The 13,958-nt window shown below is 75.2% G+C and carries 12 protein-coding genes and 1 pseudogene; 5 read left to right on the forward strand and 8 right to left on the reverse strand.

All coding sequences use genetic code 11. The annotated features are described in order from the left end of the window. Window positions 1-21: 21 nt before the first annotated feature. Genes egtD through egtA form a run of 4 tightly spaced genes read right to left on the reverse strand, consistent with a single transcriptional unit; the run spans window position 22 to window position 4,440 of the window. A complete protein-coding gene (egtD, locus tag AMK11_RS18455; RefSeq protein WP_073728487.1) occupies window positions 22-984 on the reverse strand; it encodes an L-histidine N(alpha)-methyltransferase in 963 nt (320 codons plus the stop codon). Then, on the reverse strand, window positions 981-1,781 hold the full coding sequence (egtC, locus tag AMK11_RS18460) for an ergothioneine biosynthesis protein EgtC (protein WP_073728489.1): 801 nt from the start codon (window positions 1,779-1,781) through the stop codon (window positions 981-983). Before egtC ends, egtD begins: the two co-directional genes overlap by 4 nt. Then, window positions 1,781-3,142 (reverse strand): ergothioneine biosynthesis protein EgtB, encoded by a 1,362-nt coding sequence (gene egtB / locus AMK11_RS18465; protein ID WP_073728491.1) that lies wholly within the window; start codon window positions 3,140-3,142, stop codon window positions 1,781-1,783. The genes egtC and egtB overlap by 1 nt, the downstream gene beginning before the upstream one ends. Continuing rightward, complete coding sequence (gene egtA / locus AMK11_RS18470; RefSeq protein WP_073728493.1) at window positions 3,139-4,440, reverse strand: ergothioneine biosynthesis glutamate--cysteine ligase EgtA; 1,302 nt, start codon at window positions 4,438-4,440, stop codon at window positions 3,139-3,141. Before egtA ends, egtB begins: the two co-directional genes overlap by 4 nt. A gap of 286 nt (window positions 4,441-4,726) precedes the next feature. Between egtA and AMK11_RS18475 the strand changes: the two genes are divergently transcribed. Next, a complete protein-coding gene (locus AMK11_RS18475) occupies window positions 4,727-5,566 on the forward strand; it encodes a TIGR02452 family protein (protein ID WP_073728495.1) in 840 nt (279 codons plus the stop codon). Here the strand turns inward: AMK11_RS18475 and AMK11_RS18480 are convergent. Next, window positions 5,551-5,658 (reverse strand): annotated as a pseudogene (locus AMK11_RS18480) (type II toxin-antitoxin system PemK/MazF family toxin); the annotation flags it as partial. The gene AMK11_RS18475 and the pseudogene AMK11_RS18480 overlap by 16 nt on opposite strands. A 161-nt stretch (window positions 5,659-5,819) precedes the next feature. Between AMK11_RS18480 and AMK11_RS18485 the strand changes: the two are divergent. Continuing rightward, window positions 5,820-6,710 carry an NAD(P)-dependent oxidoreductase gene (locus tag AMK11_RS18485; protein WP_073728497.1) on the forward strand — a complete coding sequence of 297 codons (891 nt, stop codon included), beginning with the start codon at window positions 5,820-5,822 and terminating at the stop codon, window positions 6,708-6,710. Window positions 6,711-6,793: 83 nt separating this feature from the next. Next, window positions 6,794-7,219, forward strand: a complete 426-nt coding sequence (locus tag AMK11_RS18490; RefSeq protein WP_073728498.1) for a PPOX class F420-dependent oxidoreductase — start codon at window positions 6,794-6,796, stop codon at window positions 7,217-7,219. 47 nt (window positions 7,220-7,266) lie between these two features. Here the strand turns inward: AMK11_RS18490 and AMK11_RS18495 are convergent, their stop codons facing one another. Next, window positions 7,267-7,908, reverse strand: coding sequence for a LysE family translocator (locus AMK11_RS18495; protein WP_073728499.1), 642 nt, complete (start codon window positions 7,906-7,908; stop codon window positions 7,267-7,269). A 162-nt stretch (window positions 7,909-8,070) separates the two neighbouring features. Between AMK11_RS18495 and AMK11_RS18500 the strand changes: the two genes are divergently transcribed. Then, a complete protein-coding gene (locus AMK11_RS18500; RefSeq protein ID WP_073728500.1) occupies window positions 8,071-8,499 on the forward strand; it encodes a VOC family protein in 429 nt (142 codons plus the stop codon). 1,067 nt (window positions 8,500-9,566) lie between these two features. Here AMK11_RS18500 and AMK11_RS18510 read toward each other — a convergent pair. After that, window positions 9,567-10,856 (reverse strand): MFS transporter, encoded by a 1,290-nt coding sequence (locus AMK11_RS18510; RefSeq protein ID WP_079187525.1) that lies wholly within the window; start codon window positions 10,854-10,856, stop codon window positions 9,567-9,569. A gap of 75 nt (window positions 10,857-10,931) precedes the next feature. Continuing rightward, window positions 10,932-11,810: an alpha/beta fold hydrolase gene (locus AMK11_RS18515; RefSeq protein WP_073728502.1), complete on the reverse strand. Its 879-nt coding sequence runs from the start codon at window positions 11,808-11,810 to the stop codon at window positions 10,932-10,934. Window positions 11,811-11,973: 163 nt separating this feature from the next. Here AMK11_RS18515 and AMK11_RS18520 point away from each other — a divergent pair, with 163 nt between their 5' ends. Further along, the gene (locus AMK11_RS18520) at window positions 11,974-13,944 is read left to right on the forward strand and encodes a BTAD domain-containing putative transcriptional regulator (RefSeq protein WP_073728503.1); all 1,971 of its coding nucleotides are present in this window, start codon (window positions 11,974-11,976) and stop codon (window positions 13,942-13,944) included. The last annotated feature ends 14 nt before the right edge of the window (window positions 13,945-13,958 follow it).

Below are 13,958 nucleotides of genomic sequence, written 5' to 3' on the forward strand. Positions count from 1 at the left end.
CCCGGACCAGGGCGCCCCGGATCAGCGCACCACGCTCAGCGACAGCGCGAACCGGTCCTCGCCGTCCGTCCACCAGTGGGTCAGGTCCAGCCCGGCCCCCGCCAGTTCGGCGCGCACACCGTCCTGCCGGAACTTCGCGGACACCTCGGTGCGCAGCTCCTCCCCGGCCGCGAAGTCCACGGCCAGGTCGAGCGCCTGGACCTTGACCGTCTGCGCGGTGCGCGAGCGCAGCCGCATCTCGATCCACTCCCGTTCGGCGTTCCACAGCGCCACGTGCTCGAAGGCGGCGGGCGCGAAGTCGGCCGCCAGCTCACGGTTGATCACGGACAGCACGTTCTTGTTGAACGCGGCCGTCACCCCGGCGGCGTCGTCGTACGCCCGCACCAGCACCTGTTCGTCCTTCACCAGGTCCGTGCCCAGCAGCAGGGTGTCGCCGGGGGAGAGCAGCCCCCTCACGGCGGTCAGGAACGCGGCGCGCTCCTCGGGCAGCAGGTTGCCGATCGTGCCGCCGAGGAACGCCACCAGCCGGGGCCCCGGCGTTTCGGGCAGGGTCAGTCCCGAGGTGAAGTCGGCGATCAGCGCGTGCACCTGGAGGTCCGGCCGCTCGGCGACGAGCGCCTGCCCGGCCTGGGTGAGGGCGCTCTCGCTGACGTCGACCGGCACGTAGCCGCGCAGCCCGGTCAGCGCGTCGAGCAGGAACCGCGTCTTCTCCGAGGAGCCCGAGCCCAGCTCCACCAGGGTGCGGGCGCCGGTCGCCGCGGCGATCTCGCCGGCCCGGTCCACGAGGATCTCCCGCTCGGCACGGGTCGGGTAGTACTCGGGCAGCGCGGTGATCTCCTCGAACAGCTCGCTGCCGCGCGCGTCGTAGAACCACTTCGGCGGCAGCCACTTCGGCGCACTCGACAGCCCCGCCAGGACGTCGTCGCGCAGGGCGGCGTCCGTGGCGTCCTCGGGCAGCGTGCGGGTGAGACGGAACGGGCTCACGTGCGGGGCTCCTTAGGGGAGGCGAAAGCGTCTGCGAGGGCGTCGCCGCCCGGGTCCTTCAGCGGAGTGAGCAGCACCTCCGTGCCGCTCGCCGCGAGCAGCGTGCGGTCGGGGACCTCCTGCCAGTGCGGGTCGTCGTCGTACGGCTCCGAGGCGACGACCGTGCCGCCGCCGGGGCGCGTCAGGTACCACAGGGTGTCGCCCCAGGTGGTGGCCGTGACGGTGGCGCCGTCGGTCAGCAGCAGGTTGAGCCGGGAGGCCGGGGCCGCGTCGGCGACCTCAGTCACCGTCTCGGCGAGCGCCCGGCCCGCGTCGTCCCCGGCGCGCAGCCGGGCCAGCACGAGCGCCCACACCAGCGCCGAGTCGTTGCGGGCCTCCAGCGCCAGCAGGTCCCCGGGCGGCAGCGACGACGCCACCGAGGCCAGCGTTCCGGGCCAGCCGGCCACGGCGCCGTTGTGGCTGAACAGCCAGGTCCCGGCGGCGAACGGGGCGGCCGCGGCCTCCGCGTCGGCCCCGGAGAGCGTCGCGTCCCGCACGGCGGCCAGCAGCGCGCCGGTCCGCACCACCCGCGCCAGGTCGGCGAAGGACTGGTCCGCCCAGATCGGCCCGGCCCGCCGGTACCGCGCCGGCACCGGGTCGCCCTCGGCGTACCAGCCGACGCCGAACCCGTCGGCGTTGACCGTGCCGTACCGCTGGTGCCGCGGCGCCCAGGACTGGCGGTACAGCCCGTGCGGCGGCGCCACCACGAGCCGGCCGATCGGTTCCCGAGGGCCCACGTAGGCCAGGTGACGGCACATCAGGAAACCTCCGCCGACCGGGCGGTGCGGAAGCCGGAGAAGATCTGCCGCCGGATCGGGTAGTCCCAGTTGCGGAAGGTGCCCCGGCAGGCCACCGCGTCCACGGCGAAGGAACCGCCGCGCAGCACCTTGTAGTCGGGCCCGAAGAACACCTCCGAGTACTCCTTGTACGGGAACGCCCGGAAGCCCGGGTACGGGGCGAAGTCGCTCGACGTCCACTCCCAGACGTCGCCGATCAACTGCCGCACGCCGAGCGGCGACTCACCGGCCGGATAGCTGCCGGCGGGCGCCGGGCGCAGGTGCCGCTGGCCGAGGTTGGCGTGTTCCGGGCCGGGGTCGGCGTCGCCCCACGGGTAGCGCATGGCGCGGTCGCCCGCCGGGTCGTGCCGGGCGGCCTTCTCCCACTCGGCCTCGGTGGGCAGCCGCCGCCCGGCCCAGCGGGCGTAGGCGTCGGCCTCGTACCAGCACACGTGCACCACCGGCTCGTCGGCCGGCACCACCTCGGTGACGCCGAAGCGCCGCCGCAGCCACTGCCCGCCGTCCCGCCGCCAGAACAGCGGGGCGGTGATGGAGTGGCGGCGGATGTGGTCCCAGCCCTCGGGGGCCCACCAGCGCGGGTCGTCGTAGCCGCCGTCGTCGATGAACGCCTGGTACGCGCCGTTGGTCACCGGCGTGGTGTCGAGGTGGAAGGACGCCACCTCGCGCCGGTGCGCGGGCCGTTCGTTGTCCAGCGCCCACGGCTCGGCCGACGTGCCCATCACGAACGGGCCGCCGGGCACCAGGACCTCCGCGGGGCCGCTGAACAGCGGCACCGGGTCCGGGTCCGGCGCGGTCAGGGCCTGCGGGCCCTTGCGGAGCTGGTGCGTGATCAGCATGGTCTCGTCGTGCTGCTGCTCGTGCTGGGCGATCATCCCGAAGGCGAAGCCGGCCTCCGTCAGCCGCGTCCCGTGGAACGCGGTGGACTCCAGCACGTCCAGCGCCCGCCCGCGCACGTCGGCCGCGTACCGGCGGGCCTCGTCGGGCGGGAGCAGCGGCAGTTTGGGCCGGTCGGCGCGCGGGTGCTCGAAGGCGTCGTACAGGCTGTCTATCTCGGGGCGGATCGCCTCGTGCCCGGCGACGGCGCGCAGCAGCCACTGCTCCTCCTGGTTGCCGATGTGCGCCAGGTCCCACACCAGCGGGGACATCAGCGGCGACACCTGCGCGGTCAGGTCGGGGCCCTCCACGCAGCTGGTCAGCAGCGTGGTGCGGTCGCGGGCGGTGACCAGCGTGGCCAGGGCCCGCTCGCGCAGGGTCTCGGCATCGACGGGAGGTGAGGCGGTGGTGTCGGTGTCGGTGGCCGTGTCCATGGCGGGGTCGGTCATGGGCGGGTCTCCCTCCCGTGCGGGCCACGGCTCGCGCCGTCCGGCATCTCCAGCAGGTCGTCGGCGGGGCAGCGGCCCCTGAGGACGTAGCGCTCCAGGTACCCGGCGACGGCGTCCGTGACCGCGGGCGTGGTGCCGATCCGGGGCAGGGCGCCGAGCGCCGCGGTGAAGCAGGTGACGGCGGCCTCGCGCAGCTCCGGATCAGTGAGGGCGTGCCGGGCCGCGTCCTGGTACAGCGGGTTGTGCGGTGCCCGCAGACCGAGTGTGCGCTCCGCCAGCGGTTTCACCGCCCGGTAGGCGGTCTCGGTGGCCTCCGGGTCGTCGAAGAGCGCCGCCGTCACGGCGAGCGGCACGATCCAGCCGTCGTCCCCGGGCTGCGCGTCGATCATGCGCAGTTCCAGATGGCCGCGCGGTCTGACCGGCGGGAACAGCGTGGTGAGGTGGTAGTCCAGATCCTCCCGCGTCGGCGCTCTGGGCGTCCGGTTCCGGGTCCACTCCCGGAAGGTCATGCCCTCCGGCACGTCCCAGGGCCCGCCGTCCCGGCGCACGCACATCACCGGCGCGTCCAGGACATGCCGGGTCCAGGCGCCGCGGGGATCGGAGTCCAGCGCGGGACCGCCGGCCCGCCCGGTGCCGATCTGGGTCCAGCGCAGCTGACGGGTGGACCGCCAGCCGGTGGGCCGGTCGCCGGCCAGCGGGGAGTTCGCGAACGCGGCCAGCAGGACCGCGCCCAGGTGATGGGCCAGCCACCAGCGGCGTACGTGCCCGAGCGGGCCGGGCTCCTCGTGCCCGGCGTCCAGGCACACCTGCACGGAGGCGGAGGTGCACATCATGAAACGCCCGGCGGGGCCGGTGCGGTCGAGGCAGGCCTCCATGGCGTCGTAGCGCGGCTGCCGCAGGAAGCGGCGGGGCGCCTGCCAGGGGTCGTGGCCGAGGCCGACCAGGGCGAGACCGTCCTCGCGCAGGACCGCGCGGACCGCGTCGAGGTCGGCGGAGACGGCGCCGACGCACTCCGTCAGGGAGGCGGCGGGCAGTGAGCTGAGCTCCAGCTGGCCGCCCGGTTCGACGGTCAGCGCGGATCTGAGGGGCACGGTCCGCAGGGCGGCGTAGACCGCCTGGAGCCGTTCGGGTGCCACGGGGAGCCGTGGCGCGTGCGTGTCGTGGACCAGCCACTCCACCTCGACGCCCAGGCGCCGGGGCGGGCCGGTCTTGAAGCAGATGCCGTGGACAAGCGCCTCGACCTCCGCCTCGGTGACGGTGGTGCGTGGCCGGATACAGCCACCTACCGCTTCGGACATGTCGGGATCCTCCTGAGATTCCACCATGTCGCCGACCCGTTCACGGTGGGCCGGGTCGGCACACTCGTCCCACCCAAGACCCTCGTACGGCTCCGCACAAGGGTGCACAGCGGGACATTCCGGCTCGGAAATCTCCGCGACCCGTCCGTTTCCGGGGCCTTTCCCCGGCGTTCCCCGGCCGGGAAACTCCGTTGCACCGCAGCACCAGCATCACCCAGGATCACCACATGAGCACGACGGGGGAGACCGCGCGGCGCGCGGCCATGGCGTCCACGGGGGTGTCGCCATGAGCGCGCGCCTGCGCGGCGTCGCACAGCGGACCGAGCAGATCGTGACGGCGGGGTACTACCGCACGCCCGGCGGACGCGAGGTGTCCGTCGCGGCCGCGGTCGCCGCCGCGCGCGAGGGCACCCGGATGCACGGGCCGGAGCCGCTGGAGCCGTCCGCCTGGACCCCGGCGCGGACGGTCCTCGAAGTGACCGGCGAGAGCAGCCTGGAGGCCGCCCGCCGGCTCGGCGGCGAGGTCGCCGTGCTGAACTTCGCCTCCGCCCGCAATCCCGGCGGCGGCTACCTCAACGGTGCCCAGGCCCAGGAGGAGGCCCTGTGCCGCGCCTCCGCGCTGTACACCTGCCTGCTGCGGGCGCGCGAGTTCTACGACCACCACCGCGCCCACCGCGACCCGTTCTACACGGACCGCGTCATCCACTCTCCGGCCGTCCCCGTCTTCCGCGACGACCGCGGCGGCCTGCTCGACGAGCCGTACACGGCGGGTTTCCTCACCTCCGCCGCGCCGAACGCGGGCGTGGTGCTGCGCGCGGCCCCCGAGCGCGCCGCCGACTTGCCCGCCGCGCTGGCCGCGCGCGCCGAGCGGGTGCTGGAGACGGCCGCGGCACACGGGTACCGGCGGCTCGTGCTCGGGGCCTGGGGCTGCGGCGTGTTCCGCAACGACCCCGCCCAGGTCGCGGGCGCCTTCCGGACGCTGCTGGGGCCCGGCGGACGCTTCTCCGCGGCCTTCGAGCGGGTGACGTTCGGCATCCTGGACCGCACGCCGGGCGGCACGGTCCGCCAGGCGTTCGCGCGCGCCTTCCCCGAGGGCGCGGTACGCCCCGGTCAGCTCCAGCCGTAGCGCTCCCGCAGCCGCACGAGGTCTAACCCCATCCGGTCCAGGGCGCACGCCTCACGGCGCATCCCGGCGTCGTGCGGCCGCAGCACGATGTCGTCGTTGAAGGAGCTCACGGCCGTACCGTACGGGACGCCGGCGCGGCCGGGTGGCACGCTGATCACGCTGATCACGCCGATCACCGGAAGCCGCACCGCCGCGGCCCCGGCCACCGACCGTACGGGCACAGAAAGCCGTACGAGCACAGAAAGCCGACGTCATGACCGAGCAGCTCACCGTGAGCGTCCTGGGCACCGGCATCATGGGTGCCGCGATGGCCCGCAACCTCGCCCGTGCCGGACACTCCGTCCGCGTCTGGAACCGCAGCCGGGACAAGGCCGAGCCGCTGGCCGCCGACGGGGCGCACGTCGCAGACGGACCCGAGGAGGCGGTGCGGGGCGCCGACGTCGTCCTCACCATGCTGTACGACGGTCCGGCCGCCCTCGACGTCATGCGGCGGGCCGCACCCGGCCTGCGTCCCGGCACGGCGTGGGCGCAGTCGACCACCGCCGGCGTCGACGCGGTCGCCGACCTGGCGGCCTTCGCGCACGAACACGGCCTGGTCTTCTTCGACGCGCCCGTGCTGGGCACCCGCCAGCCCGCCGAGGCCGGGCGACTGCTCGTGCTGGCCGCCGGACCGATCGACGCCCGGGGTGTGGTCGAGCCCGTGTTCGACGCCGTCGGCTCCCGCACGGTGTGGACCGGCGAGGACGGCGCGGCCGGCAGCGCCACCCGGCTGAAACTGGTCGCCAACAGCTGGGTGCTCGCCGCCACCAACGCGGCCGGCGAGGTCCTGGCGCTGGCCAAGGCGCTGGGCGTCGATCCGGACGCCTTCTTCGACGCCATCGGCGGCGGTCCGCTCGACATGGGCTACCTGCGTGCCAAGGCGGGGATGATCCGGGACGGCGCGCTGACCCCGGCCCAGTTCGCGGTCACCACCGCCGCGAAGGACGCCCGGCTCATCGTCGAGGCCGGCGAGGCGAACGGCGTCCGCCTGGACTTGGCCGTCGCCGGTGCCGAACGGTTCGCGCGCGCCGCGGCGCAGGGGCACGGCGACGAGGACATGGCGGCGGCCTACTTCGCGAGTTTCGCGGAGAAGGCGTCCGACTGACCGCCCGCGGGGTACCGGTGAGGGTGCGCGAGAAGCCGGACGCCGACGTAGCCTCGGCACAGACCAGGATCCAAGGAGCCACCATGTCCAAGCCCCCGCTGCCGCCCGAGGCCGTCGAACTGCTGCGCCGCCCCAACCCGTGCGTCATGGCCACCGTCCGCTCGGACGGCGCCCCCGTCTCCACGGCCACCTGGTACCTGTGGGAGGACGACGGCCGGGTGCTGATCAACTTCGACGCCGGCCGGGTGCGCCTGAAGCACGTGCGCCGCGACCCGCGGGTGACCCTCACGGTCCTCGCGGGCGACGACTGGTACACGCACGTCACCCTCATCGGCCGCGTCACCGACATCCGCGACGACGAGGACCTCTCCGGCATCGACCGCCTCTCCCGGCAGTACACGGGCAACCCCTACCCGGACCGCGTCCGGCCCCGGGTCAGCGCCTGGGTCGAGGTCGAGCGCTGGCACGGCTGGGGCACCATGAAGGACAGCGACCAGGCGTCCACCTGAGCGACGGCCGCGAACCCTGTGTCCCGGAGGCCGTCGCCGGAGGGGATCTAGTCCTTCCGTCCGGTGACGGCCACGGTGACGCCGAGGCCGATCATCGCCAGACCGCCCGCGCCGCCGACCGCGGACAGCCGGCGCGGTGACCGCGCGAACCAGTCGCGCGCGGTGGCCGCGAGCAGGCCCCACACGCTGTCGCAGGCCAGTGCGATGGCGTTGAAGACCAGACCGAGCAGCAGCATCTGCACGGCGACGCCGCCCCGGTCCCGGTCGGCGAACTGCGGCAGCACGGCGGTGAAGAACACGATGGTCTTGGGGTTGGTCACCCCGACGGCGAAGCCCTCCCAGAAGCTGCGCCGCCGGTCCTCGTCCGACCCGGCGTCACCGGCGAACGCGGCCCGCAGCGAGCGGCGTTCGCGCCAGGCCCTGACCCCGAGGTGCACCAGGTAGGCGGCGCCCGCCAGCTTCAGCACCGTGAAGACGACGGCGGACCGCTCCACGACCGCCCCGACGCCCAGGGCGACCGCGACGACCAGGACGTAGGAGCCGAGCGTGTTCCCGGCCACCGTGGTGAGCGCGGCCCGGCGGCCGCGCGCGAGCGCCCTGCCGACCACGAACAGCACGCTGGGACCGGGGACCACGACGATCAGCAACGACAGTGCCGCGAAGGCGAGAAGACGGTCGGCGGTCACCATGGCGTCATGCAAGCACGGCACCCGCGCGGCGCACCACGGGATTTCGCCGGGCGTCGACACGCGCCCGGTCCTCGCCTAGGATCCACGGCGCGGCATCGCGTGCCGGTCACCGTCCGGGTGAGGCATGGAGGCGCCGCGGAGATGCCCGTGGAGGCATTGCCCGTGTCAGTCGAGTTCAACCACACCATCGTTCTCTCCCGCAGCCGGGAGGAGTCCGCCCACTTCCTCGCCGGCGTCCTGGGGCTGGAGGTCGGCGAGCCCGCCGGGATGTTCCTGCCGGTGACGACCGCGAACGGCGTCACCCTCGATTTCGCCACCGTCGACATCGACATCCCCGTGCAGCACTACGCGTTCCTCGTCTCCGAGGACGAGTTCGACGCGATCCTCGCCCGTCTCGTCGCGGACGGCGTCCCCGTCCAGGCCGACCCGCACGGCCGGCACCCGCGCCGCATCAACCGCAACGACGGCGGCCGGGGCGTGTACTTCAGCGACCCGTCCGGGCACGGCATGGAAGCCTTCACCCGCCCCTACGGAAGCGACCCGTCCTCGCCGCTCAACGGCGTCACGGAAGACGTCCCCGGCGCCCGCTGACCGCGGTCGCCGGAGGACCGTTGTCAGACCCCCTCCCCATACTGGTGGCCTCGAGTGAGCCGGACGTGAGGAGGGGGTTGCCGTGCGCACGGTCTACAGCGGTGAACTGCACGTCAGTTACGGGCAGTTCTACGTGGACAGCCGACGGGACGACGACGGACCGGCACCGTGGGCGGCCTGCGCCGGGCAGAGCAACGGACTGTGCGGCGCGGCCGTCCCCGGCCACCTCTTCCTCGTCACCGGCCTGCACACCGGCCGGGTCGGTCTGACCGTCGAGGTGCACGGGGCGGCCCCGCCGCTCGACGACGCCTGGGAGGAGGCCGTGGAGGCGTCCTTCCGGCCGGCCCGCGCCCCCGCGGTGGTCCTGCCGTGGGGAGACGGTCCGCTGTGCGTGCTGGACCTGCTCCCGACCGACCACCGGGTGCGCTACTGCGGGCGCGGCATGGACCGGGGACGGGACGAGGAGCTGGCCGTACTGGAGGGGGCCGCGCCGGTGGACCACTATCTGCTGCAGTTCTGGCCCGCCCCGCCCGCCCCGGACGTCGTCGTCCGGCAGACCTCCGGCAGCGCCGCGTACTGGCACCGGCACGCCCGCAGTCTGCCGGCGGCCGGGAAGGAGACCGCACCGGGGGACCCGGAAACCCTCTCCTGGGGCGGCAGGTTGCCCAGCCGGCGCGTCAGGGATGCCGGCGGCGACGCACGCGGACTGGTCCCGCTCGACCGCGCACTGATCGACGCCGTCGACGCCGTGTGCCCGAGGACGCAGCGGTGCCTCGCGCGCTGGGCCGCCCACCGCGCCCTCACCGAGGCCGGGCTCGACGGCATCGACTGGATCACGCCCGCGCTGGCCGCACTGGACCGCGGGGAACCCCTGCCCGACCCGTTCGACGACCCGGAGCGGGCCTGGGGACGCTTCTTCGCCGACGCCCGCACCCGGTGCACCGATCCCGTCCCGCCGGACGGGAGCGGCAACCCGCTGCGGCGGACCACGGCCCTGCCCGCCCTCCTCGCCGCGGCCGAACCGGACCCGCTGCGCGCCGCACTCGGCGCCCTCTTCGCCGCCGCGGTCACCCACGGCCCCGGATACCCGTCGCTGTTCGCCGAGGCCCGCCGCCGCTTCCCGGCCCTGGTCCGGGACACACCAGCAGCAGGGGAGTCGCCAGCAGAAGGACCCCCGCCAGCGCGATCGCCGTACGCGGGCTCGTGAGGCCGGCCAGCAGGCCCCACAGCGCGGTCAGGGCCGCGGTCGACAGCTTGGCGCTGACGGTCCAGGCGGTCAGGGTACGGGCGACCCGGTCCGCCGGCGTCAGGTCGAGGCGGCGCGTTGCGGACAGCGGGTTGAACACGCCCGCGCAGGTGATCAGACCGAACTCGACGGCCATCACGAGGACGAGTCCGCCGGTGCCGGGGCCGACGAAGGCCAGGCCCACCGACCAGCACACGCGCAGCACCCCGCTGCCGACCAGCACCCGGTGCTCCCCGAAACGCGTCACGAGCGGGCCGGCCAGCCGTGAGCCGAGCAGCCCGCCGGCGCACGGCACCGCGAAGGCCAGGCCGTACTGCCAGGGCGCGAAGCCCAGCTCGCCCAGCATGAGGACGGCGAGCAGCGGCGCCGAGGCCATGATCAGGCCGTTGACCAGCAGCGTGTTGAGGAACAGCGGGCGCAGTCCCGGCGAGGTGAGGATGTACCGCCAGCCGGCCGCCAGGTCACCCGCCCGCGGCCGGGCCGGACCGGTGCGCGCCGGACGCGGCTCGCCGCCGCCGACGGCGCGGACGCCCAGCGCCGACAGCAGATGGCTCACCGCGTCGGCCGTCACCGTCACCACCGGGCCGAAGAGCCCGATCGCCGCGCCGCCGACCGGGGGCCCGAGCATCGTCGCGGTCCAGGTCGTCGCCTCGAACCGGCCGTTCGCCCGCAGCAGGTCCGCCGGCGGTACCAGCGCCTTGAGACAGGAACCGGCGGCGGCCCGGAACGTGATGTCAGCCGCGGCCATGACGACCGACACCACCAGCAGCTGGGCGAAGGAGAGCCGGCCGCACGCGTACGCGACGGGCACGCTCAGCAGCACCGCGCACCGGACCAGGTCCATCGCGACCATCACCGGCCGCTTGCGCCGGAACTCCACCCACGGTCCCAGCGGCACCGCCACCACCGCTCCCACCGCGAGCCCGGCCGCCGCGAGCGCCGCCACCTGCTGCGGCCCGGCGTCCAGCACCAAGACCGCGATCAGCGGGAAGGCGTCGAAGGCAAGCCGGGTGCCGAACGTGCTGACGGCGTACGCCGCCCACAGCCACCCGAACGGCCGCCCCAGCGACCTGCCGCCACTCACCACACCCGACACCGACACGCCCGACATCCAAGCGAGCGCGGCACCCGCGGATCAAACAACGGGCCGGGCGCACCGTACAACCCGTGGTTGTACGCCGGTCCGCTAGCGCTCCAGCAGCTTCCGCAGCGCCCCCGCGACCTCGCCCGGTGCCTCCTCCGCCATGAAGTGGCCGCAGCCGACGGTCTCGTGGCTCAGGTCCGGGGCCCAGCTCCGCCACAGCGCGGCGGCGTCGTAGCCGAGGGCCGCGCCCCAGTCCTGCTGGAGGACGGTCACCGGCATCCGCAGCCGGTTCCCGCTCTCGCGGTCGGCCCGGTCGTGGACGACGTCGATGCCGGCGGAGGCCCGGTAGTCGGCCACGATGGACGGCACCGCCGCCCGGGACGCGTCCAGGTAGGCGGCGCGTACGTCGGTGGGCAGGGCGTCCGGATCGAGGGTCCAGACGTCGAGGAAGTGGCCGAAGAACGCGTCGGGCGCGGCGCCGATCAGCTGCTCGGGCAGCCCGGGCGGCTGTGCCATCAGGTAGAGGTGGAAGCCCACCGCCGCCGAGGTGCCGTGCAGCACGTCCCACATGTCCAGGGTCGGCAGCACGTCCAGCGCGGCCAGGTGCGTCACCGTGTCCGGGTGGTCCAGCCCGGCCCGCACCGCGACCAGCGCGCCCCGGTCGTGCCCGGCCAGCGCGAACCGCTCGTGTCCCAGCGCGCGGGCGAGGGCGACGACGTCGGCGGCCATGGTCCGCTTGGCGTAGGCGGTGCCGTCGGGATCGGCCGGCTTGTCGCTGGCGCCGTAGCCGCGCAGGTCGGGGCAGATGACGGTGTGGTCGGCCGCGAGGCCGGCGGCGACGTGCCGCCACATCAGGTGCGTCTGCGGGAAACCGTGCAGCAGGACCAGCGGGCTGCCGGAGCCGCCGACGGCCACGTTCAGGGTGACGCCGTCGGCGACCGTGACGCGGTCGTAGGCGAAGTCGGGAAGGGTGGGTGCCATGGGCTGCTCCGTGCCTTTCGTCTCGTCGCACGCCGTGCCCGTTTCGACGGCGTGCCGCTGACTGCTCCCAGCCTCCCGGGTCCGGATCAGCAACGGATCAGCACCGTCGGCGCGCGTACCGTGGGGAGCGGCGAGCAGCGGTGCGGATCGGAGCGGGCGGAACATGGAAGCGGTCACCTTCGGTGTGCTGGGACCGGTCACCGCCGAACGCGCCGGCGCCGGGCTCGCCCTCAAGGGCCCCAGGCACCGCGCCGTACTGGCGCGGCTGGTTCTGGCCCGGCGGCGGGTCGTCCCGCTCGACCGCCTCGTCCACGACCTGTGGGACGAACCGCCGCCCAGGGCCGTGGGCGCGGTGCGCACCTTCGTCGGGGACCTCCGCCGCGCCCTGGAGCCCGGCCGTCCGCCGCGCACCCCGGCCCGGCTCCTGGTCACCGAAGGTCCCGGGTACGCCCTGCGCGCGGCCCCGGACGCCGTCGACGCGTGGCGCTTCGAGGCGGCCGTCGCCGAGGCCGACCGGCTGCCCGCCGACCGGGCCCCGGACCGTATCCGGGCCGCGCTCGGACAGTGGCGGGGACCGGCGTACGCCGACTTCGCCGGGGCCGAGTGGGCCCGCGGCGAGCGCTCCCGGCTCACCGAACTGCGGCTGCGCGCGGTCGAACGCCGGTCCGAGATCCTGGTGGACGCGGGCCGCGCCGCCGAGGCGGTCCCCGACCTCGACGCGCACCTGACCGAGCACCCCTGGCGCGAGGAGGCCTGGCGGCTGCTCGCCCTGGCCCTGTACCGGGCCGGACGCCAGGCGGACGCCCTCGCGGTACTGCGCCGGGCCCGCGACCTGCTCGCCGCCCACCTGGGCATCGACCCCGGGCCCCGGCTGCGCCGCCTGGAGGCCCGCGTCCTCGCCCAGGACCCGGGCCTGGACTCGCCCGGCGAACCGGCGGAGGCGGCCGCCCGGCTGTGGGCCCGCGCGACCGAGGCGTACGACCGCGCGGTCGCCGCCGGCGCCCACGCCCGCCTGGAGTCCACCGTCGGCCTGCTGCGGGGCCTCGCGGTCACCGGCGGCGGCGGACTCGAGGCGGCCCGGGAGCAGCGCCTGGCGGCGGTCGCGGCGGCCGAGGAGACGGGCGACGCGGAGCTGACGGCCCGCGTCATCGGCGCCTACGACGTGCCCGCCAACTGGACCCGCGGCGACGACCCCGAACGGGCCCGGCGGATCGTCGCGGCGGCCGAACGCACCCTGGCCGCCCTGCCGCACGACACCACCGCCGACGCGGCACGCTGCCGCCTGCTGGCCACCGTCGCCCTGGAGTCCCGCGGCGTCCGGTCCCCGCGCGGACCCCGGGCGGCGCACGAGGCCGAGCGCATCGCCCGCCGCCTCGACGACCCGGCGCTGCTCGCCTTCGCCCTCAACGGCGCCTTCATGCAGTCCTGCACCACCGCGGGACTGGCGCCGCGCCGCGACGCGATCGGCGCCGAACTCGTCGCGCTCGCCACCCGGCACGGCCTGGTCAACCACCTGGTCCTCGGCCACCTCGTCCGGCTCCAGGCCCGCGCGGCCCTCGCCGACCTCACCACCGCCGACGAGCACGCCGCCGCCGTGGACCGGCTGGCCCAGCGGCACGAACGGCCGCTGGCGGGCGTCTTCACCGCGTGGTACCGCGCCCTGCGCCACGCCCTCACTGGCAGCCCGTACGACCGTACGGAGGGCGCCTACCGGTCCGCCGCCGCACGCCTCGAAGGCGCGGGCATGCCCGGCCTGGAACGCGGACTGCTTCCCCTCGCCCTGCTGGGCCTGCGCCTGTCCCGCGGGCGGCCGGCCGACGTCGACCCGCGCGCCGACTGGGGCCCCTACCGGCCCTGGGCCGAACCGTTCGCCCTCCTCGCCGACGGCCGTGCGGCCGAGGCCCGCACGGCCCTGCGGTCCCTGGCCGAGCCGCCGCCCGACCTGCTGTACGAGGCCCTGTGCTGCGCCGAGGCCGCGCTCGCCCTCGAACTCGGTGACCGCGCCGTCCTGGAGCGGACGTACGACCGGCTGCTGCCCGCCGCCGGCGAGATCGCGGGCGCGGGCAGCGGGCTGCTCACCTTCGGGCCGGTCGGCACGTGGCTCGCGGCGATCCGCCGGACACTCGACGCATGAGTGATGCCCGTCGG

The organism is Streptomyces sp. CB02414 (assembly GCF_001905385.1).
In the GTDB taxonomy this organism is placed as follows: Bacteria; Actinomycetota; Actinomycetes; order Streptomycetales; family Streptomycetaceae; genus Streptomyces.

Excerpts from the sequence above, each read along its gene's own strand:
- egtC (WP_073728489.1), bottom strand. The coding sequence starts at position 1,781 with ATGTGCCGTCACCTGGCCTACGTGGGCCCTCGGGAACCGATCGGCCGG.
- egtB (WP_073728491.1), bottom strand. The coding sequence starts at position 3,142 with ATGACCGACCCCGCCATGGACACGGCCACCGACACCGACACCACCGCC.
- egtA (WP_073728493.1), bottom strand. The coding sequence starts at position 4,440 with ATGTCCGAAGCGGTAGGTGGCTGTATCCGGCCACGCACCACCGTCACC.
- AMK11_RS18475 (WP_073728495.1), top strand. The coding sequence starts at position 4,727 with ATGAGCGCGCGCCTGCGCGGCGTCGCACAGCGGACCGAGCAGATCGTG.
- AMK11_RS18485 (WP_073728497.1), top strand. The coding sequence starts at position 5,820 with ATGACCGAGCAGCTCACCGTGAGCGTCCTGGGCACCGGCATCATGGGT.
- AMK11_RS18490 (WP_073728498.1), top strand. The coding sequence starts at position 6,794 with ATGTCCAAGCCCCCGCTGCCGCCCGAGGCCGTCGAACTGCTGCGCCGC.
- AMK11_RS18495 (WP_073728499.1), bottom strand. The coding sequence starts at position 7,908 with ATGGTGACCGCCGACCGTCTTCTCGCCTTCGCGGCACTGTCGTTGCTG.
- AMK11_RS18510 (WP_079187525.1), bottom strand. The coding sequence starts at position 10,856 with ATGTCGGGCGTGTCGGTGTCGGGTGTGGTGAGTGGCGGCAGGTCGCTG.
- AMK11_RS18515 (WP_073728502.1), bottom strand. The coding sequence starts at position 11,810 with ATGGCACCCACCCTTCCCGACTTCGCCTACGACCGCGTCACGGTCGCC.
- AMK11_RS18520 (WP_073728503.1), top strand. The coding sequence starts at position 11,974 with ATGGAAGCGGTCACCTTCGGTGTGCTGGGACCGGTCACCGCCGAACGC.